Source organism: Brevibacterium sp. UMB1308A (assembly GCF_030230605.1).
Lineage (GTDB): Bacteria > Actinomycetota > Actinomycetes > Actinomycetales > Brevibacteriaceae > Brevibacterium.
On the sequence record NZ_JASPDO010000004.1, the window covers coordinates 1 to 26,012 of the forward strand.

At 61.4% G+C, this 26,012-nt stretch carries 29 protein-coding genes, 2 pseudogenes and 1 riboswitch; of the genes and pseudogenes, 21 read left to right on the top strand and 10 right to left on the bottom strand.

Going from position 1 to position 26,012, the window contains the following annotated elements; translation table 11 throughout:
• Positions 1 to 36 precede the first annotated feature (36 nt).
• Positions 37 to 2,211: a class 1b ribonucleoside-diphosphate reductase subunit alpha gene (nrdE, locus tag QP868_RS03130; RefSeq protein WP_284925201.1), complete on the bottom strand. Its 2,175-nt coding sequence runs from the start codon at positions 2,209 to 2,211 to the stop codon at positions 37 to 39.
• Positions 2,208 to 2,723, bottom strand: coding sequence for a class Ib ribonucleoside-diphosphate reductase assembly flavoprotein NrdI (gene nrdI, locus QP868_RS03135; protein ID WP_019174207.1), 516 nt, complete (start codon positions 2,721 to 2,723; stop codon positions 2,208 to 2,210). The genes nrdE and nrdI overlap by 4 nt, the downstream gene beginning before the upstream one ends.
• Positions 2,724 to 2,948: 225 nt before the next feature.
• On the opposite strand from nrdI, the gene QP868_RS03140 reads away from it, so the two are divergent.
• The 3 genes from QP868_RS03140 (at position 2,949) to QP868_RS03150 (ending at position 6,085) form a co-directional block, all read left to right on the top strand.
• Positions 2,949 to 3,233, top strand: a complete 285-nt coding sequence (locus QP868_RS03140) for a transposase (protein WP_016664108.1) — start codon at positions 2,949 to 2,951, stop codon at positions 3,231 to 3,233.
• Positions 3,203 to 4,084: an IS3 family transposase gene (locus tag QP868_RS03145; RefSeq protein ID WP_016664107.1), complete on the top strand. Its 882-nt coding sequence runs from the start codon at positions 3,203 to 3,205 to the stop codon at positions 4,082 to 4,084. Before QP868_RS03140 ends, QP868_RS03145 begins: the two co-directional genes overlap by 31 nt.
• A gap of 135 nt (positions 4,085 to 4,219) precedes the next feature.
• Positions 4,220 to 6,085, top strand: a complete 1,866-nt coding sequence (locus QP868_RS03150) for a phosphoenolpyruvate carboxykinase (GTP) (RefSeq protein WP_284925202.1) — start codon at positions 4,220 to 4,222, stop codon at positions 6,083 to 6,085.
• Positions 6,086 to 6,197: 112 nt separating this feature from the next.
• Here QP868_RS03150 and QP868_RS03155 read toward each other — a convergent pair whose 3' ends face one another.
• The 4 genes from QP868_RS03155 to QP868_RS03170 all read right to left on the bottom strand — a co-directional run bounded on the left by QP868_RS03155 (position 6,198) and on the right by QP868_RS03170 (position 8,890).
• Positions 6,198 to 6,770: an NADPH-dependent FMN reductase gene (locus QP868_RS03155; protein WP_019174205.1), complete on the bottom strand. Its 573-nt coding sequence runs from the start codon at positions 6,768 to 6,770 to the stop codon at positions 6,198 to 6,200.
• Positions 6,771 to 6,940: 170 nt separating this feature from the next.
• The gene (locus QP868_RS03160) at positions 6,941 to 7,537 is read right to left on the bottom strand and encodes a hypothetical protein (protein ID WP_284925203.1); all 597 of its coding nucleotides are present in this window, start codon (positions 7,535 to 7,537) and stop codon (positions 6,941 to 6,943) included.
• A 33-nt stretch (positions 7,538 to 7,570) separates the two neighbouring features.
• A riboswitch (SAM riboswitch) is annotated at positions 7,571 to 7,688 on the bottom strand.
• A gap of 66 nt (positions 7,689 to 7,754) precedes the next feature.
• Entirely contained in the window at positions 7,755 to 8,018 is a 264-nt protein-coding gene (locus QP868_RS03165; protein WP_042406070.1) for a hypothetical protein, read from the bottom strand.
• Between the two features lie 191 nt (positions 8,019 to 8,209).
• Entirely contained in the window at positions 8,210 to 8,890 is a 681-nt protein-coding gene (locus QP868_RS03170) for a peptidase dimerization domain-containing protein (protein ID WP_210382976.1), read from the bottom strand.
• Between QP868_RS03170 and QP868_RS03175 the strand changes: the two genes are divergently transcribed.
• The 12 genes and pseudogenes from QP868_RS03175 to QP868_RS12075 form a co-directional block, all read left to right on the top strand.
• Positions 8,865 to 10,418 carry a DNA primase family protein gene (locus tag QP868_RS03175; RefSeq protein ID WP_284925204.1) on the top strand — a complete coding sequence of 518 codons (1,554 nt, stop codon included), beginning with the start codon at positions 8,865 to 8,867 and terminating at the stop codon, positions 10,416 to 10,418. The two genes, QP868_RS03170 and QP868_RS03175, sit on opposite strands and share 26 nt — an antisense overlap.
• 136 nt (positions 10,419 to 10,554) lie before the next feature.
• On the top strand, positions 10,555 to 10,833 hold the full coding sequence (locus tag QP868_RS03180; protein ID WP_284925205.1) for a PDDEXK family nuclease: 279 nt from the start codon (positions 10,555 to 10,557) through the stop codon (positions 10,831 to 10,833).
• Entirely contained in the window at positions 10,814 to 12,175 is a 1,362-nt protein-coding gene (locus tag QP868_RS03185) for a DEAD/DEAH box helicase (protein WP_284925206.1), read from the top strand. The genes QP868_RS03180 and QP868_RS03185 overlap by 20 nt, the downstream gene beginning before the upstream one ends.
• Entirely contained in the window at positions 12,172 to 12,636 is a 465-nt protein-coding gene (locus QP868_RS03190) for a hypothetical protein (RefSeq protein WP_284925207.1), read from the top strand. Before QP868_RS03185 ends, QP868_RS03190 begins: the two co-directional genes overlap by 4 nt.
• A 156-nt stretch (positions 12,637 to 12,792) precedes the next feature.
• Complete coding sequence (locus QP868_RS03195; RefSeq protein WP_014320314.1) at positions 12,793 to 13,170, top strand: HNH endonuclease; 378 nt, start codon at positions 12,793 to 12,795, stop codon at positions 13,168 to 13,170.
• Between the two features lie 248 nt (positions 13,171 to 13,418).
• Positions 13,419 to 13,994: a P27 family phage terminase small subunit gene (locus tag QP868_RS03200; RefSeq protein WP_014320313.1), complete on the top strand. Its 576-nt coding sequence runs from the start codon at positions 13,419 to 13,421 to the stop codon at positions 13,992 to 13,994.
• A gap of 88 nt (positions 13,995 to 14,082) precedes the next feature.
• A complete protein-coding gene (metK, locus tag QP868_RS03205) occupies positions 14,083 to 15,273 on the top strand; it encodes a methionine adenosyltransferase (protein ID WP_102217308.1) in 1,191 nt (396 codons plus the stop codon).
• Positions 15,245 to 16,495: a site-specific DNA-methyltransferase gene (locus tag QP868_RS03210; protein WP_284925208.1), complete on the top strand. Its 1,251-nt coding sequence runs from the start codon at positions 15,245 to 15,247 to the stop codon at positions 16,493 to 16,495. Before metK ends, QP868_RS03210 begins: the two co-directional genes overlap by 29 nt.
• A 148-nt stretch (positions 16,496 to 16,643) precedes the next feature.
• Entirely contained in the window at positions 16,644 to 16,829 is a 186-nt protein-coding gene (locus tag QP868_RS03215) for a hypothetical protein (RefSeq protein WP_034375438.1), read from the top strand.
• Positions 16,826 to 17,476 carry a hypothetical protein gene (locus QP868_RS03220; protein ID WP_201822806.1) on the top strand — a complete coding sequence of 217 codons (651 nt, stop codon included), beginning with the start codon at positions 16,826 to 16,828 and terminating at the stop codon, positions 17,474 to 17,476. Before QP868_RS03215 ends, QP868_RS03220 begins: the two co-directional genes overlap by 4 nt.
• 252 nt (positions 17,477 to 17,728) lie before the next feature.
• Positions 17,729 to 17,956 (top strand): Nmad4 family putative nucleotide modification protein, encoded by a 228-nt coding sequence (locus QP868_RS03225; RefSeq protein WP_473964622.1) that lies wholly within the window; start codon positions 17,729 to 17,731, stop codon positions 17,954 to 17,956.
• A gap of 117 nt (positions 17,957 to 18,073) precedes the next feature.
• Positions 18,074 to 18,316, top strand: a pseudogene (locus QP868_RS12075) (transposase); the annotation flags it as partial.
• A 24-nt stretch (positions 18,317 to 18,340) separates the two neighbouring features.
• On the opposite strand, the pseudogene QP868_RS03230 reads toward QP868_RS12075, so the two are convergent.
• Together QP868_RS03230 and QP868_RS12080 are read right to left on the bottom strand one after the other, a co-directional pair.
• Positions 18,341 to 19,420 (bottom strand): annotated as a pseudogene (locus QP868_RS03230) (IS30 family transposase).
• On the bottom strand, positions 19,306 to 19,827 hold the full coding sequence (locus QP868_RS12080) for a transposase (RefSeq protein ID WP_083278850.1): 522 nt from the start codon (positions 19,825 to 19,827) through the stop codon (positions 19,306 to 19,308). Before QP868_RS12080 ends, QP868_RS03230 begins: the two are co-directional and overlap by 115 nt.
• 308 nt (positions 19,828 to 20,135) lie before the next feature.
• On the opposite strand from QP868_RS12080, the gene QP868_RS03235 reads away from it, so the two are divergent.
• The 3 genes from QP868_RS03235 (at position 20,136) to QP868_RS03245 (ending at position 21,864) form a co-directional block, all read left to right on the top strand.
• The gene (locus QP868_RS03235; protein WP_070493648.1) at positions 20,136 to 21,005 is read left to right on the top strand and encodes an alpha/beta fold hydrolase; all 870 of its coding nucleotides are present in this window, start codon (positions 20,136 to 20,138) and stop codon (positions 21,003 to 21,005) included.
• A gap of 183 nt (positions 21,006 to 21,188) precedes the next feature.
• Positions 21,189 to 21,353 (top strand): hypothetical protein, encoded by a 165-nt coding sequence (locus QP868_RS03240; RefSeq protein WP_167594494.1) that lies wholly within the window; start codon positions 21,189 to 21,191, stop codon positions 21,351 to 21,353.
• 136 nt (positions 21,354 to 21,489) lie between these two features.
• Positions 21,490 to 21,864, top strand: a complete 375-nt coding sequence (locus QP868_RS03245; protein ID WP_284925209.1) for a hypothetical protein — start codon at positions 21,490 to 21,492, stop codon at positions 21,862 to 21,864.
• 83 nt (positions 21,865 to 21,947) lie between these two features.
• Here QP868_RS03245 and QP868_RS03250 read toward each other — a convergent pair whose 3' ends face one another.
• Both QP868_RS03250 and QP868_RS03255 read right to left on the bottom strand, forming a co-directional pair.
• On the bottom strand, positions 21,948 to 22,136 hold the full coding sequence (locus QP868_RS03250; RefSeq protein ID WP_034375453.1) for a hypothetical protein: 189 nt from the start codon (positions 22,134 to 22,136) through the stop codon (positions 21,948 to 21,950).
• A 75-nt stretch (positions 22,137 to 22,211) separates the two neighbouring features.
• A complete protein-coding gene (locus QP868_RS03255) occupies positions 22,212 to 22,709 on the bottom strand; it encodes a hypothetical protein (RefSeq protein WP_284925210.1) in 498 nt (165 codons plus the stop codon).
• A gap of 50 nt (positions 22,710 to 22,759) precedes the next feature.
• Here QP868_RS03255 and QP868_RS03260 point away from each other — a divergent pair, with 50 nt between their 5' ends.
• Genes QP868_RS03260 through QP868_RS03270 form a run of 3 tightly spaced genes read left to right on the top strand, consistent with a single transcriptional unit; the run spans position 22,760 to position 26,012 of the window.
• The gene (locus QP868_RS03260; protein ID WP_244268668.1) at positions 22,760 to 22,969 is read left to right on the top strand and encodes a dihydroorotase; all 210 of its coding nucleotides are present in this window, start codon (positions 22,760 to 22,762) and stop codon (positions 22,967 to 22,969) included.
• 19 nt (positions 22,970 to 22,988) lie between these two features.
• Positions 22,989 to 24,425, top strand: a complete 1,437-nt coding sequence (locus tag QP868_RS03265; protein WP_284925211.1) for a recombinase family protein — start codon at positions 22,989 to 22,991, stop codon at positions 24,423 to 24,425.
• A complete protein-coding gene (locus QP868_RS03270; protein ID WP_284925212.1) occupies positions 24,426 to 26,012 on the top strand; it encodes a recombinase family protein in 1,587 nt (528 codons plus the stop codon).

The window sequence follows — 26,012 nt, forward strand, 5'->3', positions numbered from 1 at the left end:
CACGCAGCACGGGCGCACACGCGGGCGCGAACGCGACTACAGCGCGCAGGAAACGCAGCCTTCGATCTCGGTTCCCTCGAGCGCGGGCTGGCGCAGGCGGATGTAGTACAGCGTCTTGATGCCCTTGCGCCACGCGTAGATCTGCGCGCGGTTGATGTCGCGAGTGGTCGCCTCGTCTTTAAAGAACAGCGTGAGCGACAGACCCTGATCCACGTGCTTGGTCGCAGCAGCGTAGGTGTCGATGATCTTCTCGGCGCCGATTTCGTAGGCGTCTTCGAAGAACTCGAGGTTGTCGTTTGTCATGTGCGGAGCCGGGTAGTACACGCGGCCGAGCTTGCCCTCTTTACGAATCTCAATCTTCGAGGCGGTCGGGTGGATCGAAGCCGTCGAGTTGTTCACGTAGCTAATCGACCCGGTCGGTGGCACCGCCTGCAGGTACGCGTTGTAGATACCGTGTTCGCGGATCGACTCGCGCAGCTGTTCCCAGTCCGCAACCGTCGGCAGCGCAACTCCAGCCTCGGCGAAGAGCTCACGCACCCGCGCGGTTTCTGGCACCCACTCCTCGGCCGTGTAACGGTCGAAGTAGCTGCCGTCAGCGTAGTCGCTCTTCTCGAAGCCCGCGAAGGTCGCACCGCGGTCAATCGCCAGCTGGTTCGAAGCGCGCAGCGCGTGGTAGGTCACCGTGCGGAAGTACGCGTCGGTGAAGTCAATTCCCTCTTCGCTGCCGTAGTGGATGCGCTGCGAAGCGAGGTAGCCGTGCAGGTTCATCTGGCCGAGGCCGATGGCGTGTGACGCACGGTTACCCTCGGCAATTGACGGCACCGCCTGAATGTCGGTCTGATCCGACACACTCGTCAGCGCCCGCACCGCAATCTCAACGGTTGCGCCGAAGTCCGGGCTGGCCATTGCCTGCGCAATGTTCAGCGAGCCGAGGTTGCACGAAATGTCGTGACCGATCGTCTCGTACCCGATTGCGGCGTCGTACTCAGAGGCGGTGTTCACCTGCAGAATCTCCGAGCACAGGTTCGACATGTTGATGTGCCCCTCGAGCGGGTTCGCACGGTTCACAGTGTCTTCGAACAGCACGTACGGGTAGCCCGACTCGAACTGCAGCTCAGCGAGGGTCTTGAAGAACTCGCGCGCGCTGATCGTGGTCTTGCGGATCCGCGGGTTCGCGACGAACTCGTCGTAGCGCTCGGTGATTGACTGATCCGAAAGCGGAATACCGGTTTCGCGAAGCACATCGTAGGGGCTAAACAGGTGCATATCTTTGTTCTGCTTAGCCAGTTCGAAGGTCACATCCGGAATCACAACCCCAACCGACAGGGTCTTAATGCGGATCTTCTCGTCAGCGTTTTCACGCTTCGTGTCGAGGAACCGCATAATGTCGGGGTGGTGCGCGTGCAGGTACGCAGCGCCTGCGCCCTGGCGAGCGCCGAGCTGGTTCGCGTAGCTGAAGCTGTCTTCGAGGATCTTCATCACGGGAACAACACCGGAAGCCTGGTTCTCGACCTGCTTAATCGGGGCACCCGCCTCGCGGAGGTTTGACAGCAGCAGCGCCACACCGCCGCCGCGCTTGGACAGCTGCAGCGCAGAGTTAACGCTGCGGCCAATCGATTCGAGATTGTCTTCAACGCGCAGCAGGAAGCACGACACGAGCTCGCCGCGCTGTTTCTTACCCGCGTTCAAGAACGTCGGAGTTGCCGGCTGGAAACGGCCCGAGAGGATCTCGGTGACCGTCTTCGAAGCCAGTTCCTCGTCACCCTGACCGAGGAACAGCGCCGTGGCAACAACTCGCTGCTCGAAGTTTTCGAGGAAGAGGCTGCCGTCGAAGGTTTTCAGCGCGTAGGAGGTGAAGAACTTAAACGCACCGAGGAAGGTCTGGAACTTGTGCCCGAAAGCGTCGGCCTGTTCGTGGAGGCGCTCGACGAAGTCCTTGTCGTAGGCGCGCAGGTATTCGGCTTCGTAGTACTCGTTTTCGATCAGCCACTCCAGGCGTTCCCACACCGAAGCGAACTGCTTCGTGTTCGGGATGACCTGCTGGTTCAGGTAGGCCTCCGCCGCTTCGTGATCCTTGTCAAACTGGATCGACCCGTCCGCCGCAAACAGGTTCAGCTGGGCGTTGAGCGCGTGGTAGTCCTTCCGCTCGCCGACCCCGCCAACCCGTGCAGTGTTGGGGGCGGTTGTTTCTGATGGTGTGGCGATCGTCATGCGACGTCCTCCTCATTTGCTTCTGCTTCTAATGTGTTCTGTCGTGCCCAAAATTCGTCTAAACCAGCCTTGACTCGAGCAACGTCGCGGTTGGTGCCAAGAAGTTCAAAGCGGTACAGCTCAGGAACTTTGCACTTGGCTGAGATGATCGGTCCTGCGATGCAGTAGTGCTCACCGAAGTTGGTGTTCCCCGCGGTAATCACGCCGCGGATCAGCGCGCGGTTTGCAGGATCGTTCAGGAACGTAATCACCTGCCGCGGCACCGCCCCGGCCTGCGCTCCGCCGCCGTAGGTCGGAACCACGAGCACGTAGGGCCTGGTCACTCGGATCATTCCCTCTGTGCGCGGTCGGAGTGGGATCCGCACCGCCGGGCGCTCGAGCTTCTCGACGAAGCGGAGGGTGTTCTCCGAAACGCTCGAGAAAAACACCAGGTCAGGTGAATCTTGCCCCTCGAGCACTCGCACCTCCGCGACGCTTCGTGTTCGGCCTTCCCTGCGTTCACTCATCAGCATGTTCTCCTCTCAGCATTTGCACCTCAGCAATCCCACCCCTACATCTAGTCCTGACCCACATTGCGGGCACCACATATAGTGTTTAGCACGAATAATCTCACAAATCTACGACACGCCGAAGTACAGACTACGTCATACCGAACCTGGAGTGCTCTAGGTTTTTAGGTCCAGGTGACTTGAGTGCTGTCCATTGATGCCCTGCCTGTGGGTGGGGAGAATGGATGAATGGTGAAGAAATTCAGCAAGCATACTCCCGAGCAGATTGTTCGTAAGCTCGATAGGGCGCGGGAATTGAAGGAATCGGGATCAACTACAGCTCAGATCCTGACCACGTTGGGGATTAGCGAAGCCACGTTGAACAGGTGGCAGGCTACCTATGGGGCGATGACCAAGAGCGAGGCGAAAGAGCTCCAGCGCCTGCGCGAGGAAAACACGCGCCTCAAACGCCTCCTAGGTCAGGCAGAGCTGGAAAAGGCTGCGTGGAAAGAATTGTCGGAGGGAAACTTCTAAGCCCAGCTCGCCGCCATGATGCCGTCTGGCATCTGGTCGGGCTGGGCTACTCCCAAAGACTTGCCTGCCAGATTGTTGGGCTCTCTCGCAGTGCTTACCGGCGCGCTAGGACCCGCGAGAACAAGCCGGATAAGTACGCGGACCTACGGGCGTGGATGCACGACTTCGTTAAGGATCATCGCCGGTGGGGACACCGGCGCGCCTGGAGAAACGCCCTCGCCGAAGGGTACGGGATATGCCGCGAGACTTTCCGCAGGATCTGGCGTGAAGAGGGCTTGCGTGTCTTGCCTAGGAAGAAGCTCAAGCGTCTAGCTGCCGATACCCATCGTGATGTTCCTGCCGGCCAGTACCCGAACAACGTGTGGGCGTTGGACTTCCAGTTCGATTCAACCTGGCACGGCAAGACAATCAAAATCTGTAACATTATCGATGAATACACCCGCGAACACCTCGCCTTCACGGTCGACAAGAACATTAACGCGGTCTCGGTGACCGAACTCCTTGACGTGGCTTGTCTGGAGCACGGCGGGCGCCCGCGGGTGATCCGGATGGATAACGGGCCCGAGTTCATCGCTCATGCGCTCCAGGAGTGGGCAGCCGAGGGTGAGACAATCCAGGCATTCATCCCACCAGGCCAGCCCTGGCATAACGGGTTCGTTGAGTCTTTCCATAACCGGATGAGAGACGAACTCTTGGAGGACAACAGTATCGAGAATCTCGAGCATGCCCGCCTACTCGTGGCCCAATGGTCATCACGTTACAATAACTTCCATCCGCATTCCTCACTCGGCTACCTCAGCCCACGGAAATACGCGGAACAATGGAAACAAGAAAACACGGTCAACACTTAAACCGAGTGGGCCTAATTCTTAGGCCACTCCAAACCCAAGACTCAAAGGGGATACTTATGGTACTGTCAGACTCGACGTACTACGGTAGAGATCACAAGTGAGACCCGGAAACTAAAGAATGAATGAGGGCGCCTGGTGACCGCATCAAAGCAATTTCAAGTTCCTCCAGAGATTCACGTGGAAAGCGTTCGCGCTTTTGTGAGCGAGTGGGCAGAGATCACCAATCCTGAAAAAATCGAGCTCGTCTCAGCAGCGGATGACGCCAGGCTGCTCGAAGAGGCCATCGCCGCCGGCGAAATGCTGCGCGCAGGCAAAGGTCGCTACTACTCACGGTCACACCCGAAAGACACCGCCCGCACCGAAGAGCGCACCTTTGTCGCCACGGCTGACGAGGCGGATCGCGGGCGCTACAACAACTGGCGCCACTCAAGCGAGGTCAAACCGCTGCTGACGAGCCGCATGCGCGGCGCTTCGGCGGGTAAAACCATGTACGTGGTGCCGTACCTGATGGCCCCTCCCGGCACCCCGCTTGCGAACTTCGCGCTCGGAGTTGAGCTCACCGACGACCGCAACGTGGTGCTGCAGATGATCCGCATGGCCCGCGTCGGAATTGAGCACTTCGACGGTGTCAGCGACCAGGACTTCTTCGTGCGCGGTGTGCACGTCACCGGTGACCTGACCGCGCTGCAGCAGGGCACCGACGCCGACGAGCGGATGTTTGTGACCGTCGCAGACGAGCGCACCATTTTGCACTTCGGCTCCGCGTACGGCGGCAACGCGCTGCTTGGTAAAATCGCCCACGGTCTGCGCCAGGCGTCCTACGACGGTTACGCCTCAGAGAAGTTCCTCGCGGAGCAGTTCCTGCTGCTTGGGATCCACGACCGTGAAACCGGCGTCACCACGCACGTGTGCGGCGGCTTCCCGAGCGCGTCAGGGAAAACCAACCTCGCGATGACGCTGCCGCCAAACGGACTCGGCGACCGCTACCGCGTTGATTTTTACGGCGACGACATCGCCTGGATGTGGGTTGACGACGAAGGGAAACTCCGTGCCATCAACCCCGAAAACGGTGCCTTCGGTGTCGCAAAAGACACCAACGAGGGTTCCAACCCCACCGCGATGGCGGCAATCGCTGAGGGATCGGGCACGATCTTCACCAACACCGCCTACAACGAAGTCACCGGCGAGGTGTGGTGGGAGGGTCTCACCCCCGAACCCCCGGCCGACCCGGCAGGGTGGCTCGACTGGACCGGCGCGAAAATCACCGACCGCACCGCCGAGCAGCAAAACGAACCGTGGGCGCACCCGAACAGCCGCTTCACGATTCCGCTGGAGCGCATCCCGAACCTCGCCGAAGACGTCTCCAAACCCGAGGGCGTGGTCGTTGACGCGATTATCTTCGGTGGCCGCACCCGCGATCGTGAACCGCTGATCCGCGCAATCGACAACCTTGTTGATGGCGTCTACGACGGGCTGACACTCGGCGCCGAGGCGACTTTCGCAGCGGACGGGCTTGACGGGCAGCTGCGTTACGACCCGATGTCGATGCGTCCGTTCTTCTCGTACTCCGAGGGTCGCTACGCCGAACACTGGCTTAAAGTGCTCGGGCAGCTGAAAGAGATGCCGATGTTTGCCCACGTCAACTGGTTCCAGCGCGAACCCGAAACCGGTCGTTACCTGTGGCCGGGCTTCCGCGAGAACCTGCGCGCGCTGAACTGGCTCACACAGTACCGCGACGGCAAAGTCAAGGGACGCAAAACCCCGATCGGCGTGCTCCCGCTTGTTGAAGAGCTCGACTTTACCGGTCTCGAAATCGACGCGGCGGATCTCGACAAACTGCTGCGGGTTGACGTTGAACGCTGGCTGCAGGAAACCGATCACCGCGCTGAGCACCTGCGCGAGCTGCCCGATATGCCGCGCGAAATCTGGGACGCACACGAGGCGCTTGTCGAGGCGTTGCGGGCCGAGGCGGCAACTGACGCAGGGGGCGCAGACAGCTAGCGCCTGCGCCACCGCGCGGCCGCGGCGACACAAAACTGCCACACAACAAACGAGGGGGAAACCGAAACGTGTTCGGTTTCCCCCTCGCCTTTGGGTTACGCGCCCGCGAAAACTAATCGCGGCTGGTTTTTTCGATCAGCTCAGCGAAGCGGTCAATGTATTTCTGCAGGAACTCAACGGTTGACTCGCGGGTGATCTTATCCCCGTCACCGAAAAGCTCAGGCGACTGCGACAGGAACACCTCGGGCTGGCCAAGCGTTGGCATGTCGAAGTAGGAAAGCGCAAGGCGCAGGTTCTTCTGCGACGAGTACCCGCCCATGCGTCCAACAGAGTGGCTCACAATTCCCGCCGGGAGTCCCTTCCACGCAACGTCGGCGTTGGGTTTCGACCCAATATCCACCGCGTTTTTCAGGCACGCCGGGATGGTGCGGTTGTTCTCCGGGGTCACAAACAGCACCCCGTCAGAGGCCTTAATCGTCTCGCGGAACTCCGTGTACTCCGCCGGCACCGGCTTGTCGGTGACCTCTGGGTCGTCGTAGTCGAAATCGTACAGCGGCAGGTCGCGGATCTCCACGATCTTCGCCTCGTACCCCTCAGGGAACATCGGAATCAGGTTGTGCGCAATCTTACGGGCAAAGGAGCCACGACGCAGGCTCCCAACAATCACACTCACGCGCTTCGTCATACGTTTCACTCTCTTTTCTCTATTTCAACTGTGGATCATGCACCGCGATCCGCGCCCTCATACGCCACAGACTCGCGCGGCGCGAGCTGCCGGTCGCTGCCCCAAGCCGAGCAGAACCGGCACTCGCTCACGAGGTCAAGCCTATGTTAACAATTCCGCCATTGCGAACCTCATGAGTAACCGAAGCTCCGAGCACCAAGCGCGGCCTGGTGCTCCCGGAACTTGCGGGGATCCAAGCCACTGGCTTTCAACTCTTTCGCGCGCTCCGGGTAACCAAACACCGACGGCAGTTCGCCCTGCGCAAGTTTCGCCCGGCTCTCCACCCGGACCTGCGAGTTGGGGTGGACGAAGCCGTGCGGTTCGTACTCGAAAAGCGCCCAGCACCACGCAAACGCCTCGCCCTTCGTGAGCCCGGCCCAGCGCCCCTCGGTGATCAGCGAATCAGCGTCGGGCATCGCGTACGCCTGCTCAACCCGCGCGCTCCCCTCTTCACGGAGGGTCTCAGCGGTGATCCGCTCTTCTTCTTCGCCGGCGCGAACAGCGTCAGCTGCCGCGACCTCGATCAGTGCGGCGAAGTCGTCAAGTGACAGCGTGGCGCCGTTGTCACCGCCAGCGAATGCAACCGGCGGGTGCTCGCGCAAGATCTTCAGCAGCGACGCTCTCACGCGGTTCCCGAAACGAGTGCCGGGTTTGACCCCAGAGTAACCAAGCCCGATCCGGCTCCACCAGTCTTGGTCGGTCTCAAATGAAAAATGATGTGCAGACACGGAGCTCACGCCCCTTTCTTGGGGCAAGCGCCCCATCGAATCTTGCTCCATGAGATTTCATGAAGCCCGTTCTTCCCCTGGGACACCCGGGAATCGATGGATTCGGGTTGTCGCGTAACCGGCCAGGTACCTACGGTTACGACTCTTGAACGTGGAAGTGATCGTAGCACACAAAACGATCCGCTGTCACGGGTCGCCTTGGTCGCCTTGATGAGGGCTACATCGCGTCGATGAGATCCCGAACGGCCTGCGAGATGCTCGTGCTGTGGGAGTGTGCGTAGTGTTCGAGTTTCGCGCGGCGCGCAGCATCGAGCCGCACAGTCACCGGGCGCACATCGGTTCCGACGCTGACGGGTCGACCGGGGCGTGACGGGCCGAGGTGGTCGCCGGTGTATCCCGCTTCGGATTCGTCCTCTGCCGCCCAGCGCTCAATTTGCTCATCGGTGAACTCAACCCCGTTTACATCGGTGTACGTGCTCATGACGCTACCTCCTTGCTCCAAGGCCTACCTCGATCAGAACTTTCTTTGTGGCAGGCATTGCGTGATAGATGAACCAACCATCCGGTTCGTCTTCCACTGCGACATATTCCAGGAGTCGGCCTGCGCCGTCGGCGCCCACACCATTTATTTATGTAAGACATAATTAATCTAAGGCGTAAACGGGCCTGTGTCTAGCGGTCGAGCCAGTGCCTTGTGGCGAGCACAAGCGCTGCAACACCGCGCTGCAGCGTCGGATCGATGACGGGTGCGTAGTGCGGTGAGTGGTTCGACGGCACATCGGTGTGGACCGTTCCCGCCGCCTCCGCCGCGGCGTACTCCGCGGCGTCGTGACCGCCGAGCATCCAGTACACAAGCGGCACCCCCGCGGCTGTGGCGAGCACTCCGACGTCTTCGCTTCCGGAGAGCGCGCCGGGTGCGAAAAACGCGTCCTCCCCGAAGGCGTCAACAAAGACCGCGTTCAGTTCCTCCGTGATCTCCGGGTCGTTATAGGTGACCGGGAAACGGTCACCGAACTCAATCTTCGGTGGCCTTGGAGCGTTTGACGCCGCGGCCTCGGCCTCGATGACGCGCTGGATTCCCGCAACCAGGCGCTCGCGCACGGTCTCGCTGAAGCTGCGGACGCTCAGCCCGAGCGAGGCGGACTCCGGGATGATGTTGTTTTTGCTCCCGGCCTCGATCCGCCCGACAGTCACAACCGCGGTGTCACGCGGGCTGATCTCCCGCGACACCACGGTTTGTAAACGCATCACCGTGGCCGCCGCCATCACCACCGGGTCGATCGTTGTCTCCGGTTCCGAGCCGTGACCGCCCCTGCCGGAGGCGGAGGTGGAGTCGATCTGGCGGTCGGCCACCCGGTTCGCCAAGACGGTCGAGAACCAGCCCGGGTATCTGCCACCATCGGATTTTGAGGCGAGCCTGGATTCGGTACGCCCCGCCGATTACAGCGACGTCGGCCAAGCCCACGCCCTAACCAAGGCCTATCCGGACACGCTGCGCTACTCGGAGGCCACGGATTGGCTCGTCTATTACGACGGTGTCTGGTACGAATCCGCACCCGCAGCCCAAGCCGTCGCCCAGGAGCTCACCGAACGCCAACTGGCCGAGGCTCACAAGCTGCTCGAAGACGCCAAAGACCAGCTCGCTGCCACGGGGGCTGCCATGTTGTTGGCGTCGATGTCGAAGGCGAAAGCCCAGGCCATGTTCAACACCGCCCAACAAGAGGCGTTCGCCTCCTTCGAGGACGCGAAAACCTATGCGGCCTACGCACTCAAACGCCGCGAATCGCGCGGGATCACCAACTGCCTGAAAGAAGCCCGCCCCATGCTGCTGACCACCCCTGAGCAGCTCGATGCCGACCCGTATCTGCTCAACACCCCAAAAGGCACCTACGATCTGCGCCACGGAGCCGCATCGCGCCGCGACCATGACCCGGCGGACCTGGTGACCAAGCAGACCAGCCTCGACCCGGGCACCGACGGCGCGCACCTGTGGCAGGAAGCCCTCGAAGTTTTCTTTCAGGGCGATGCTGAGCTCATCTCCTACGTGCAGCGCATCGTCGGCTTGGCTGCGATCGGGCAGGTCTTCGTCGAGGCCCTCGTTATCGCTTACGGGGATGGTCGTAACGGAAAATCGACGTTTTGGAACACGATCGCCCGGGTGCTGGGCACCTACGCGGGCAACATGAGTGCTGATGTGCTCACGATCGGTGGGATGCGCAACGTCAAGCCTGAGCTGGCAGAGGCCAAAGGCAAACGCCTCATCATCTCCGCCGAGTCCGAAGAAGGCGTGCGCATGTCCACCTCCGTGGTCAAACAGCTGGCCTCCACCGACCAGATCTACGCGGAGAAGAAGTACAAGGCACCGTTTGCCTTCACCCCTTCGCACACCTTGATTCTCTACACGAACCATCTGCCACGGGTGGGTGCGATGGATGCGGGCATCTGGCGCAGGCTCATCGTCATCCCCTTCGAAGCGAAGATCGAAGGCACATCCGACATCAAGAACTATGCCGACTACCTCTATACGCAGGCAGGCGGGGCGATCCTGGCCTGGATTATGGAGGGCGCGCACCTCATCCACGCCGAGAACTACCACCTCAAGGCCCCGGCCCGAGTGGTGGAGGCATCAGTGGCGTACCGGGAAGAGAACAACTGGTTCGCCCAGTTCCTCGAGGCCAACTGCGACCTCGACCCTGGGCTGTCGGAACGGGCCGGGGATCTGTATCAGACCTATCGGGCGTGGGCGATGTCGACCTCTGGGTGGGCGCGTCCCATGGTCGATTTCAACGCGACTGTTGAACATCACGGCTTCACACGTAAAAGGACGATGCACGGCATGTTCGTCCACGGTTTGGCCTTGAAGAACGAGTTCGACACCTAAGCCAGACGGGCCTTATGACGACCTATGACGACCCATATGTGAGTTTGCTATAGGGCAGAAAATATAGCCCTTAGGAAAAGTCCATATCGCATCGTCATAGGTCGTCATGGGCCTCTCACACGAGAGGACATGAACCATGAACGAGCACGCAATCGAACAGCACTTGAAGAAAGCCGTTGAGGCGATTGGTGGCCTGTGCTGGAAATTCACCAGCCCCGGTACCGCAGGGGTTCCAGACCGCATCTGCATTCATCGCGGACGCGTCATCTTCGTCGAACTCAAAGCCCCCGGATGCCTTCCACGCCCCGTCCAACGCCGTCGCATCCAGCAGCTCAAGGATCACGGCGTTGATGCGGTCGTCGTTGACAACATTGACGCGATCCAGGAGGTGGCTGATGCGCTACGAGCCGCATGACTACCAACAACTGGCCACCGCCTTCATCGAAGACCACCCGCAGGCCGCGATCCTGCTCGGGATGGGGCTGGGCAAGACGGTGATCACCTTGACGGCAATCTGGAACCTGCTGCTGGACTCCTTCCACGCCCGCCGCGTCCTCATCGTCGCACCCCTGCGAGTCGCCCGCGATACCTGGCCCGCCGAGGCCACCAAATGGGACCACCTGGCAGGACTCACCATTGCCGTGGCCGTGGGGTCGAAAGCCCAGCGGGTGGACGCGCTTGCCGCCGAGGCGATGGTGACCGTCATCAACCGCGAAAACGTGCCCTGGCTGGTGCGCCACCTCGGCAACACATGGCCGTTCGACATGGTCGTCATCGACGAGCTGAGCTCGTTTAAGAACCACCGGGCGCAACGGTTCAAAGCACTCGCCTCCGTGCGACCACGCATCACCCGGATCGTGGGACTGACCGGCACGCCAGCAGCCAACGGGCTGATGGACCTGTGGGCGCAGTTCCGTCTCCTTGATGAGGGCCAGCGCCTCGGCAGGTTCATCACCCACTACCGCAACCGCTGGTTCGTACCCGATCGGCGAAACGGCCAGCAGATCTTCACCTACAAGCCCGCACCCGGTGCCGAGGACGAGATCTACGAGGCGATCAGCGACATCACCTTGTCGATGCGCACCACCGACTACCTGCGCCTGCCCGAGCTGACGGTCACCACGACGCTCGTCGACCTCGAACCGAAGGAGCGCAAAGCCTACGAGCGGTTGCGAGATGAGATGGTGCTCGACCTCGACGGGCAGGTCATCGACGCCGCGAACGCCGCAGCACTGTCAGGCAAGCTGCTACAGCTGGCCTCCGGTGCGATCTACGACGAGGACGGCAACACCGTAGTGGTGCACGACCGCAAACTCGACGCGCTCGAAGACCTCGTGGAGGCGGCCAACGGCCAGCCGCTGCTCGTGGCCTACTGGTTCAAACACGACCGTGAGCGCATCACCGAACGCTTCCCTGGGGCCCGCGAGCTGAAAACCAGTACCGACATCAAAGCGTGGAACGCCCGCGAGATTCCGCTGGCGCTCATCCACCCGGCCTCAGCCGGACACGGGCTCAACCTCCAGCAAGGCGGCAACCTCCTGGTCTGGTTCTCCCTGACCTGGTCCTTGGAGCTCTACCAACAGACCAACGCAAGGCTCTACCGCCAGGGACAAGACCAGCCGGTGACGATCACCCACCTGGCCGCAGACCACACCCTCGATGAGGCGGTACTGGCCGCGCTGGACAACAAAGACATGACACAGGCTGCGTTGATCAATGCGGTCGCCGACACTCTGGGAAAGCAGGCACACTCATGAACGACCACCCCATCTGGGACTACTTCGACTACCGCAAAGCCGCCATCGGCGTCCTCCAGGACTACGCAACCCAAGCTGCCATTCTCCAGCAAGGCGACGGGTACGCCAACGAGCTCAAAGCCTCACTGACCTCAATCGGCTCACCCCGATTCGACGGCCTGCCACGGGGCAACAACCGGCACGCCGGTGAAGCGAGAGTCTGCTCGATCCTCGACAACCTCGACGCGCTCAAAGCCCGCAACCAAAAAGCGCAGGCCTACATGGATTGGTTCAACCCGGCCTGGGAAAGCCTCAGCGACGATGACCGGCTGGTCCTCGAGGTCTTCTTCCTCGACGACCTCTCCGCCGAGGACGCCGCCGTCAAAGTCGCCGAACACTTCTACGTCGAACGCAAGACTGCCTTCGCCAAGAAGCAGCGCGCCCTTGCCCGCTTCGCGCGTCTCTTGTTCGGCAGAGACTGAAGCATTGGCGCGCATGAGTGTCGCAAAGAGGGGATGACTTTCAGGGTGTGCCTGTCGCATGCTGTAAGTGGTTGAAAAGTAGGTCCCGACCCCCAGACGAATCATCACGGTCCGTCTGGGGGTCGTTGCCATGAACGACAAGGGGCGGTGAGACGGATGCCTTTCAAACCCAAGCGCCCGTGCTCCCAGCCGGGCTGCCCCGAGCTGACCGAGACGCGGTTCTGCCCCGAGCACGCCCGCGCCGAGGACACCCGCTACCGGACCTACCAGCGCGACCCGAAGATCAACCGACGCTACGACCACCGGTGGCGAAAGATCCGCGCGGCCTACGTCGAAGCCCACCCGTTGTGCGAGGACTGCCTGGCCCGTGGCCGGTACACGCCCGTGGCTGAGGTCCACCACGTGATCCCGCTCGACCACGGCGGCACCCACGACGAGTCGAACCTGCGCAGTCTGTGCAAGCCGTGCCACTCGCGCCAGTCCGCGCTCGATGGCGACCGGTGGCGGCAAGCCCCTCGGGTCTACAGCTACTAAAAAGCGCTGTGTGCCCGCCTGTCGCGGCCTCCCTGCCGACCCTCACCTGTGCCAACCTCGAGGTCGCTGGCCCGGCACGTGGCGACGTGGCGCGCTTGCCGAGGGGGTGGGGGCGAGCGGATCTCCACAGCTGGGCTGCTCCTCAGCGGGCGGGGCCAACCGTGCGCAAAACCGCCGAATCAAACGGGGTATTGACCCCTTCACGCCCTCCACACCAGGGCACGATGCCCCAGGAAGGAGGCGAGACCATGGCCAAAGACGGCACCAACAGGGGCGGACGCAGGGTGCGCGCTGGGGCGAAGCCCGAGGCGCTTTCCGACAAGCTCGCCTCAGGTCGCCCCGCCACCCGGCTCACGACACCTGCCGAGCTCGATGTGTTCGACCTGGACGGCACCGACATCGGCGATGGTGCGCTGCTCGCAGGCGAGCCGATGCCAGAACCCGGCGAATATCTGTCGGCTGAGCAGCGTGACGGCCAACCGCTCGGCGCGGATTTGGTCTACCGGGAGACGTGGAGCTGGCTGGATGAACGTGGTTGCACCGAGTTCGTCTCCAAACGGCTCATTGAGCAGTACGCGCAGGCGTTCGCCCGCTACATCCAGTGTGAGCAGGCGATTTCCAAGTTCGGTCTGCTCGGCAAACACCCCACCACGGGAGCTGCGATCGCCAGCCCGTTCGTGGCCATGTCGCAGTCGTTCGGCAAGCAGGCCAACGTGTACTGGTACGAGATCTTCGACATCGTACGCGCCACCTGCACCACCGACTACTCCGGCACCACACCAGGCGATGAGGTCATGGAGCAACTGCTCAAAGCCTCCTCCTAACGCCCCGCGACCCCTTGTTTCGTTTCCTGCCTGCCCGGCACCCGGGCGGGCTTTCTTGTTGTTCGCTTTTGTGAAAGGAGCCCTCCGCGTGTCTGTAGTGCGAAGTGCTGAATCTGTGTGTATCGGCCACCCCGACAAGCTGTGCGATCTGATCGCAGACCACATCCTCGATGACATCCTCACCCTCGACCCGACGGCACGCGTGGCCGTTGAGGTCATGGCCACCGGCAGGCGCATCATCGTCACCGGCGAGATCACCACCACCATCCGGCCGCAGCTGCGCGCCTGCACGCGGGAGGCGCTGCGACGGGCCGGGTACAACCCGAACCGGTTCCTCATCTACGTGTGGGTGCGCCGACAATCCGCCGACATCGGCGCAGGCGTCACCACCTCCATCGAGGCGCGTGCGGGTGACGAGTCGGCGTATGCGAGCCTGGGGGCGGGCGATCAGGGCACCGTCTACGGGTACGCCACGAACGAGACGCCCCAGCGCCTGCCGCTGCCGCTCGTGCTCGCCCACGAGATCTGCCGCCGCCTCGATACAGCCCGCACCGACGGCACCATCCGTGGGATCGGCCCCGACGGCAAATCCCAGGTCAGTGTGGTCTACGACGAGCTGGGCACCCCGGTCGGCATCGACACCGTGATCGTCTCCATCCAGCACGATGCGAACAAAGACACAGGTGTTCTTGAACGGGAGGTGCGCACGCTGGTCGTCGCTCCCGCTATCGAGGCGCACCTGCCCGGTGCCACGGCTGAGCGCGTGTTGGTCAACCCGTCGGGACGGTTCGTCACAGGTGGCCCCACCGCTGATACCGGGCTGACCGGGCGCAAGCTCATGGTCGACACCTACGGTGGGCTCGGCCCGCACGGCGGTGGCGCGTTCTCGGGTAAGGACCCCTCCAAGGTCGACCGGACGGGTGCGTACATGGCGCGCCTGATCGCGAAAACCGTGGTGGATGCGCGCCTGGCCGAAGAATGCCACGTCGCTATCTCCTATGCGATCGGTAAGGCCGACCCGGTCGCGTTCCACATCGACACCTTCGGCACAGGTCAGCACTCGGACTGGCTGCTCACCGACGCCGCCCAGGCGATCTTCCCGCTGCGACCGGCCGCGATGATCGAACGCCTCGGCCTTAGAGCCCCCATCTACGCGAAGCTTGCCACCTGCGGGCACATGGGCCATGGCCTGAGCGAGTGGGAATGGACACTGCCATATGCCGACAAGCTCAAGACGGAGGTGACCCGCCGTGCTCATCAAGCAGCTACCCATCAGTGAGCTCAAGCCCGCCGACTACAACCCGCGTAAGGACCTGAAGCCCGGGGATGCGGACTACAAGAAACTCAAGCGGTCGTTGACCGAGTTCGGTTACGTCGAGCCGGTGATCTACAACCACACCACCGGCCACGTCGTCGGCGGCCACCAGCGCCTGAAAGTACTCGCTGATCTTGGCCACACTGATGTTGACTGCGTGGTCGTCGAGCTGGACGAGACCCGCGAAAAGGCCCTGAACGTCGCGCTGAACAAGATCAGCGGCGACTGGGATGAACCCAAGCTGGCCCTGCTCATCGCCGACCTGGACGCGGCTGACTTTGATGCCGAGCTCACCGGCTTCGACGATGACGAAATCCAGGCGATGATTGGTTCCCTCGACGATGACGAGGTCACCGATGACGGCTTCGATCTCACCGCCGCTCTCGAGGCCGCATCGTTCGTCAGGCGCGGGGACATCTGGACCATCGGCAGGCACCGGCTGGTCTGCGGGGATGCCACCAACGCAGACGATGTCGCGGTGCTCATGGATGGCAAGAGCGCGAACCTGGTGCTCACCGACCCGCCCTACAACGTCGCCTTCGAGTCCTCCGACGGGCTCACGATCAAGAATGATGCGATGAAGGCAGACTCCTTCTACGAGTTCCTGCTCACCGCGTTTACCAACATGGCGGGCGTTCTCGACAAGGGCGGGTCGGCGTATGTGTTCCACGCCGACACCGAAGGGCTGAACTTCCGCAAAGCGTTCATCGACGCCGGGTTCAAACTCTCCGGCTGCTGCATCTGGGTCAAAGACTCCCTCGTGTTGGGACGCTCGCCGTACCAGTGGCAGCACGAACCAGTGCTCTACGGGTGGAAGCAGGGAGCCAAGCACAAGTGGTTCGCTGACCGGAAACAGACTACGATCTGGAACTTCGCCAAGCCGCGTAAGAACTCCGACCACCCGACCTCCAAGCCGCTGGACCTGCTGGCCTATCCGATCCGCAACTCCACTCAGGCCAACGCGATCATCCTCGACACGTTCGCTGGCAGCGGTTCGACCCTGATGGCCGCCGAGCAGACCGACCGCATCGCCTACCTCATGGAGTTGGACGAGAAGTACGCCTCGGTGATCCTGCGCCGCTACGCCGAGGCGACCGGGGATGCGGCCGGGATTACCTGCCAGCGAGGCAACACCCAGTACACGTACCTGGATCTGGTCAAACAGGTCGACCGCGACCGCGAATAAAACCCCGCAATATGCAGGCAAAACAGGGGCGTGAAAATGAGCCGTTGATGAGGGCAAAAACGACTGGATAAGCGGAAAAACGTATGGCTGTATGTACATGACCAAAAGCACCCCCACACCTGGGGGAACCGAGCGAAAAGGACTGGTCATGAGTGAATTACACATCGAAATCAGCGAGCTCATCGCAGCCGGAGTCAACGTCTACGACCCCGAGGAAACCCTGCGGGTTGCCAGAGCTCGCGGCTACCAGCTGGTGGTGCGCGTGATCGAATACGACCCGACGCGTTTCCTCAGCATGGTGGCCGCCTGGTTCGAGAAGGAGGTCGTGGCATGAGCATCCTCGCCTTCACCCCGCACAAAACGGGCAGGAAAAAGCTCGCCCAGCTTCTCGCCGATCACCTTGGCACCGAGGTCACCTATCTGGGCACGCCCTCGTTTGCCTACCAGATCGCAGACGCCACGCTGGATCGGGACTGGACCCTCTACCTGCCAGATGGCATCGAGGCGCAGGCCGTGCTCGAGTCCGCACACAAGGCGGGCTTTGAAACCGCCGACCCGGGCGAGGTGGCGTTGACGGTCACGATGCCCACCACCGGGTGGAGTGAGCGCACTCGCGCCAACCTCGAAGCGCTCCTAGCGGCCAAAGGGCCACTGATCGCCAAGGCCCTGGGCATCCCGGCCACACCCGTGCAGTTCAACGATGACGAGACCGTCTCGTTCCCGTGGTGTGAGTCGATTACGCCGGAGACGGCACGCGAGGCGGTGATCCCGCTTGTGGCAAAGCTCTGCCAGCGCGCCCAGGAGGCAACCCGGATCCGATCCACGCCGCCTGCACCGGGCAATGACAAGTACACGATGCGCTGCTTCCTGCTCTCCCTGGGCTTCATCGGCCCCGAACACAAGCAGGCACGCCGCATCTTGCTGGCAGGCCTGGAAGGCGACGCCGCCTGGCGCACCCCGGTAAGCAGGAAGGAGAACTGACGCATCAATCGCAACGCCTGACCTGCTGGCACCCGGAAACCCTGCCACGAGCGGGGTTTCCCCTCGTCACAAGCCTTGATTCTCCACGGTCTCCGAGTGCTGTAGATCCCAAAAAATAGTGCCTGATCTGGGCAAATACGACTGGATAAGCGCCCGCACCTATGGCTGTATGTACATGACAAAAGAACAGCCCCTCAGGAAAGGACAACAGCCATGAACACCACCGAGAAGCTCACCACCGAAGCCCTGCAGATGCACGTCGACTCCTACGGGGCGATCCTCGCACACGGCGACTACACGCTGGCCACCTTCGCGACCTGGACCAAGAAAGACGGCTACGGCAACAGCGCCCAGGTCTACCGCCTCACCGAAGCCCCGATCGATGGCTTCGGCCCGAACGCACGCGGCCGCAGCGAATGCGCCCTGGAGCTCATCGCCGAGGCCGACCACCTTTTCGCAGACGCCGGGCACGCTGGGTGATGAGGTGGAAGCCTGCACTAAACGCGTTCGCGATCACCTTCGCCGGACGGTTCGAGAGAACCACCCACTAATGAAAACCGCCGGACCCCACACACCGTTCATCGGACAGACCCGATCATGCCAATTGTGTATACCCAGGAGTTCAAGCAGCGGGCGTTGCGTTTGATGGAGGATCATCTTCAGGACACGCAATGCTCGCAGTGGTCGGCTGCCCAGTCGGTTGGTACGAAGCTTGGAGTCTCACCGCATACGATGCGGGGATGGCTGAAACAGGCCCGACGTGATGCCGGTACTGAGCCGGGCGCGACTACAGATGAGCTCGAAGAGCTGAAACGGCTACGGCGGGAGAATCGTGAGCTGCGGCGGGCGAACGAGATGGCGGATTCAACCGGTGGTCGCAACGAGTTCCGTGAACTTCTCCGATGGTGTCAGATATCCGAGCGTCTTGCGCGGTCGGCCGTTGAGCGAGTCCTGAATCGCGGTCAGGTCCGCGCGGCTAACGATGCTCAGATCGGTGCTCTTCGGAAGGTATTGACGTAGCAACCCGTTGGTGTTCTCATTGCTGCCCCGCTGCCACGGGGAGTGCGGGTCGCAGAAGTAGATCGGGATCCCGGTTGTGGCTGTGAACTCGAGGTGCTTGGCCATCTCCGCGCCCTAATCCCAGGTGATCGTCCGCGCCAGCGACGACGGGAGCGCGGTGATCGCTTCGCGCATCGCGGCCTCCACCTTGTCTGCACTCTTCCCATCAGGCAAATGCAGCAGGAGCGTGAGGCGGGTGCTGCGTTCGACGAGGGTTCCGACGGCGCTACGGCTGTTCTCACCAAGAATGAGATCGCCTTCCCAATGCCCGGGAACGGCACGGTCCTCGACCTCAGCGGGGCGCTCGCTGATCATGACCATCCCTGGCAGACGGCCGCGCCGATCCGTTGCCGTTCGCGCCTTCCTGGCCGTGCGTCCCGATCTCAGGCAGCGGGCGAGTTCTCGGCGCAGTTGCCCGCGTCCCTGTACGAACAGGGACTGATAGATCGTCTCGTGGCTCACGTGCATCTCCGGGTCGTCGGGATGCTCCAACCGTAGGCGGGCAGCGATCTCCTGCGGCGACCACAGCTGCTTCAACTGCGCTGTCACGGTCTCGAGCAACCGGCCACCGTCAAGCTTGAACGGCTTCGGCCTGCGGGCCTGCTCCCGGGCGTCCTCATGCGCCCGCCACGCCGAGTACTCCTCGCGTCCGCCGCCCCGCTTGACCTCGCGGCTGATCGTCGACACCGCCCGCCCGAGGCTGCGCGCGATCGCAGTGAGCGTGTCACCGCGGGCGAGACCCACGAGTATCTCCTCGCGGTCGAAGACCGTCAGATGACCCTCGCGCGGCTCCCAGCCGAACGGTTTCCCGTCGAGGTGACGCCCTTCCCTCGCCATGCGGCCGACCATCGGCGCCGTGCACCCGATCTCGCGAGCGATGTCGATGAGTCTCCATCCCTTCGAGTGGAGACGGAGCGCGAGCTGCTTCTGCTCACGACTGAGATGACCATGCTTGCCCTGCAACCGATGCCTCCTGAGATCAACGTCTGCTTCATCTCACAGCACCCATTGCGTTGACCGGTTGAATCCGCCATCTCGTTCGCCCTGCGCAGCTCTTTATTCTCTCGCCGCAGACGCTTCAGCTCATCGTCTGCTAACTCGCCGGAGCTGCCCTCGACGCCGTGTGACGGCCCTGAAGGCTTCAACCAATTATTAAGCGTGTGCGCGGAGACACCGACCTTGTCACCGATCTCAACCGCCGCACCCCACTTCGAGCACCCTTCAAGCTCAACAAATTCCTCAGCCAGACGCACCGCCTTGGCCTTGAACTCATCACTGTACTTCCTTGGCATGATCCCAATCTTTCTCTAGAAACGATCGGAACCAAACCCAGGACGCTTCACTTCGTAGAGAGCCACGGCATTACGTTTGAACTCTTCGGAGTACCTAGGCATGGCGGTAGATTACCTTTCTTCCCAACCCGACAGGGTTGGATATCAGGTGTCTACCCCACGGGGGTCAGATCCTTCTACGGTCAATCCTGCTTTCACAGCTTCCTCGGTCAGGATGAATTAGGGTAGCCTATCTTTGTCTGTGTGAGCGGCGTTGGTATGATCACGCCGTTCGAGCCCACACCGGTCACCGCGAGAAAGGCACGCCTATGCAGCCGATGCCCACCCGTGATGTGGTCGTGACTCCTGACGGTAGACGCTTAGCATCGATCAGCCTCGGCGAGGGGCCGCGTTTGGTCGTGTGTGAGGCTGGCCTGGGGATGAGCGCACACTACTGGATTCCGGTCATGCGCCACCTTGCGCCCCACTGCCGCGTGGTCGCCTATAACCGGGCGGGCATCGGCGACAGCGATCCGGATCCAGCTACGCGGAAACTGCAACGACTCGCTAACGACCTGGCGTGTGTCGTTAAAGCTCAATCTTACGAGTCTGTCGTCCTCGTCGGACATAGCTGGGGCGGTCCCATCGTACGTACTGCACAGGGCATGTCGGCGGGCCGCATCGAGCGCGTCGCAGGACTTGTGCTCGTCGATCCAAGCGATGAACACCTCTTGGATAAGTTCCGCCCGCTGTCCTTGGCCCTGCAGCGCCTGAGTCTAGTGTCGCTTGCTCGGCTGCGGTTGCTTTCTGCGATGTACACCCCCATTCTCCGAGGGCTGCCGCCGGACGTGATGACACGAGTGCTTCAGGACTCTACGACCGTTTCAGCAGCACGTGAGGCCGCTGCCGAATTGCGATCGTTGCGTACTGGTCTCGCGCAGCTAGCAACCGACGATCAGCACTACGGCTCTCCCGTGACCGTGATCAGTGGCGCCCAAGCGATGGTCGGCGAGAGCGAAAAGATGCGTGCGGCAATCCGCAAGGCCCACCACTTATCTGCCGCTCGGACAGCAAGTTCCCAGCTCATCGTGGCACGTGATTCTGGTCACGCCATCCCGATTACGGAGCCGGAGGTGGTCGCTCGCGCGGCTCTCGCTCTCTTTGATCGGGACCACTTCGCAGCAGACCTCAACCGTTGAGCTCATCGCAACCTTGGCACGTCTATTACAGGAAGCACGAGCCGGCGTCCCTCATCGTCACATCGTGGCCACGGTGGACGCCACACTGGTATCCTCCGCTATCGTTCAGCCACCAGATATCCCGGGGCCAATGCCCCGAGGAAGCATCTAATCTAACGGGCCTGGCCCACTCAAGGAGAGCTAATGAAGAAGGCAATTTGGCTTGCCGTGCTATACACCGCGGTGATGGGTGCAGGGAAGGCCTACGTCAAAAACGTCAAGGGCGTGGGGTACTCCGACCCTGGGTTCCTGGAACATTTTTCTGGATCCTGCTCGGGTTGGCGACGGCCACCGTACTTTACACCGTAGTGTTCCGTAACGACGCGACGATTCCTTTCAACCAGAATCGCCGTTGGGCAATGTACGCCGTCGTCATGGTTCCACTCATTGTATCGCTTCCACCGAATGCCCGGCCTCGCTGGCAGGCTCCCAGCATGCGGCCTACATGGCACGCGCCCAGTACTGGTACGACCGCATGAGCGGCACCAAGCCCGCCCCGACACCACCGGCAAAGCCCACACCGCCCACGCCCAAGCCCTCCGCCAACATCGACGCCCTCGCCGACGCGGTCATCCGAGGCGAGTACGGCAACGGCGACGAGCGCAAACGCCGACTCGGAGCCAACTACACTGCCGTGCAGAAGCTCGTCAACGAGAAGCTCACCGGAGGAAACCCCACCAAGCCCTCCGTCAACATCGATGCACTGGCTGATGCGGTGATCCGTGGAGACTATGGCAACGGCGAGGAACGCAAGCGCCGCCTCGGCGGCAACTACGCCGCTGTGCAGAAACGCGTCAACGAGAAGCTCGGCATCAGCTAACCCACGCGAAATCAACCCTTGGCCCCGTCATCACCTTCATCGAGGTGGTGGCGGGGCCTTTTCTGCGTTTGCGGAGCTGGTGTTTACCGCAGGTCGTCGAACGGGTCGATGACGGACTGCACTCCACAGCTCGGGCAGATGAACGCGATCCTGATGCCTTGACCTTCGCCTGCAGCAAACGGGTCAGGGACACAATCTGAGCCGCATTCTGAACAGGTTCGGTACGACTGGTCGTCGAGAAACACCGGGAGTTCAAAGTCGTCGCCAGTCATCTTCACCCGCCCTTGCTCTGTCGCGGTTCACACGTCGATCGGCCCGCATTGTGAATTGAGCAAAGAATTGCTGCCTTATCTGAATAGAGGCGCAGATCCCAGCCACGGGTGCGAACGCGGCAGGGAGCTTTGTTTCTGTTGTCCGGTTTCGTCTGGCGTGACCGGCGTATGGGCGACCACCTTTCGCCTCGTTGCCAGGAGGGCCTGCTCATGGCTCTGAACCAGACTGATCGCCATCACATCCAGATGATGCGCGCTGCGGGGGTTGCCTACTCTCGTATTGCCGCGCACCTGGATCTGAACGCCAACAGTGTCAAGACCTATTGTCTGCGACACGGCATCACCGTCGATCCTGCCGTTGAGCAGGTCACGGATCCAGTTGGAGTGTGGTGTTTGCACTGCTGCAAGCCAATCGAGCTCCGGCAAGGATCGAAGTTCTGTTCCACTGCCTGTCGACGAGCCTGGTGGGCCGCCCATCGCAGGGTGGTCACCGAAGAACTGGTGTGCGCGAACTGCCACCGACAGGTCACTGTTGCTCGCACTGGCCAGGTGAAACGCAAGTACTGCTGCCACCCGTGCTACGTCCAGCACCGCTTCAATACCCGTGGCGGTAAACGATGAACATGGCAGCCGAGCTGACGGCTCATCACCAGCTCACGCAGGTCAAGAAGCTTCTCGAACGCGGCATCCTCACCCCACGCGAAGCCATCACCGTGTGCCAGCGCCTCGACGCCCCAGATGCGCCGCTAGCCGCCCTACAAAGAGCCTGTTTCGTTGACTATCTCGAGGGTTTGAGTGATGTATGGATACAACCTGAAACCCTGTCTGACTAGGAGAAATACCTTGAAGAGAATGGAGCAAATCACCCCGCCACCGATCAGTGCTTCTCCGCTTGTGAAAGTGGCAGCGTATGCCCGCATCAGCATGGAAACCGAACGCACACCGCTGAGTTTGTCCACCCAAGTTTCCTACTACCAGCAACTCATTCACGACACTCCTGGCTGGACGTTCGCCGGAGTGTTCGCCGATTCTGGAATCTCTGGAACCACCACAAATCGCCCCCAGTTCCAAGAACTGCTGGCCCTCGCCCGGAAAGGGGCAATCGACCTGATCCTCACCAAGTCGATCTCGCGATTCGCTCGCAACACCGTCGACCTGCTCGAAATCGTTCGCGAGCTGAAAGACCTCGGGGTGGAGGTGCGATTCGAAAAAGAGAACATCTCCTCAACCAGCGCTGACGGAGAACTCATGCTCACCCTGCTGGCGTCTTTCGCGCAGGCAGAATCAGAGCAAATCAGCCAAAACATCAAGTGGCGCATTTGGAAAGGCTTCGAAGAAGGCAAAGCGAACGGCTTCCACTTGTACGGTTACACCGACTCCGCTGACGGCACCGACGTGCAGATCATCGAAGAAGAAGCAGCCGTGGTGCGCTGGATCTTCGCCCAGTACATGAAGAAGACCTCGTGCGAAAAGATGGCCGCGCAGCTCATCGCCGAAGGCAGGGTTCCGCACCTGGCTGACAACAAGATGCCCGGCGAATGGGTCCGTCACATCCTGAAGAACCCGCACTACACCGGCGACCTCCTGTTGGGCCGTTGGTCCACTCCGGAAGGCAGGCCTGGACGAGCAGTACGCAACACCGGCCAGTTGCCGCAATACCTGGTGGAAAACGCGATCCCCGCGATCATCGACCGCGACACCTTCACCGCTGTACAAACCGAGATCGCACGCCGCCGTGAACTCGGGGCCCGGGCGAACTGGTCCATAGAAACTGTGGCGTTGACGTCGAAGATCAAATGCGTGTCCTGCAACTGCTCGTTTGTGCGCAACGTACGCAATCCGAAAACCCAAAACTCGATCTCCACCGAGCACTGGATCTGCACCGAACGCAAGAAAGGCCGCAAAACCGGATGCGGCACCTGCGAGATCTCTGACACGGCACTCAAAGGCTTCATCGCGCGAGTCCTGGGTATCGATACCTTCGACGAAGAGGTGTTCAACGAGCGTATCGATCACATCGACGTGCAGGGAAAAGACCATTACACGTTTCATTACACCGATGGCACCAGCAGCTCGCACACGTGGCGACCAAACCTGAAGAAGAGCTCGTGGACCCCAGCAAGAAAAGCCGCCTGGGGCGAACTCGTGCGTGCCCGCTGGGCCGAAGCCAAAAGGCTCGGGTTGGACAACCCACGGCAAGCACCAACACCACCAGAAGCATTGGCGAAGTACCGGGCCGTGGCCAAGGCAGAGGCTGAGCGCCTGCGCGCCGAGCGAGGCGAACGCTAAATGGCCCGCACCGTCACAGCAATCCCCGCCACCCGAGCTCTCCACACTGGCGCTCCACTTGGACAGACAACCCTGCGCAGGGTCGCCGGGTATGCCCGCGTGTCCACCGACCACGACGATCAGGTGACGTCCTACGAAGCCCAGGTCGACTACTACACCCGCTACATTAGCGATCACGCGGGCTGGCAGTTCGTGAAGGTCTATACCGACGAAGGCATCACAGGCACCTCAACCAAACACCGTGCTGGATTCCAGCAGATGGTGATCGACGCGCTCGACGGCAAGATCGACCTGATCATCACCAAGAGCGTGTCCCGGTTCGCCCGCAACACCGTCGACTCGCTCACCACCGTTCGAGCCCTCAAAGACAAAGGCGTGGAGGTCTTCTTCGAGAAAGAAGGCATCTGGACCTTCGACACCAAAGGCGAGCTCCTCATCACCATCATGAGCTCGCTGGCGCAAGAAGAAGCCCGCTCCATCTCCGAAAACGTCACCTGGGGGCACCGCAAACGCTTCGCCGACGGCAAGGTCACCGTCCCATATTCTCGGTTCCTCGGATACGACAAAGGCGAAGACGGCAGCCTCGTCATCAACCCCGAGCAAGCCAAACTCGTGCGCCGGATCTACAACATGTACTTAGGTGGCATGTCCATCGGAACGATCGCCCGCACCCTCACCGACGAACCAGAGACCTTCACCGCCGCAGGCAACAAGACCTGGTATTACCGATCCATACGAGCGATTCTCACCAACGAGAAATACAAGGGTGACGCTCTCCTGCAGAAGTCGTACGTCGCTGACTACCTGACGAAACGTCAAGTCATCAACCAAGGCGAAGTACCCCAGTACTACGTCACCGCCAGCCATGAGGCGATCATCAGCCCGGCAGTGTGGGACTTCGTCCAAGCCGAAATAGCTAAAGGGGCTAGAGATCAGCGAACCCAGCATCGCACCCGGCCCTTCTCATCGACCTTCGAGTGCGGCCAGTGTGGGCACTTCTTCGGCTCGAAAACCTGGCACGCGGGCAGTAAGTACGAAAAGATCATCTGGCGGTGCGGCCACAAATACGCAGGCCAGGAAAAATGCGCCACCGGGCACATCAGCGATCAACGACTCAAGGACATGTTCCTTAAGGCCATTCGCCTTCGATTCGGCTCGCCGACTGACACCGGTGTCAACCAAGCCGTTCTCGATGCCCTCGACACGAGTGACCTGGAGGTTGAGGCCGCCGGGCTTCTCGCTCAGATCAACGAGGTGGCCAAGAAGCTCCAATCGATGATCGCCCACAATGCACGAGTCGCTCAAGACCAGCAAGCCTACGAGAAGGCGTTCAACGCTAGCCACGAACAGCACCAGGCGCTGTTAGCTGAGCACGCTGCCGTGGTCGCCGAGATCCAGAACAAAAACAACCGACTAGCCGCCTACCACTACTACAGGCAAGAGACCGCCAACCTTGAACTTGAACAGTTGGTCTTCAGCCCATACCTCTGCGTCGCTTTGCTCGAAAAAGGCACCGTCGATGTCGACGGCAGGGTCACCTTTCAATTCCGCGACGGCAGCACCCAAGTAGTAGCCATCAAACAGTAA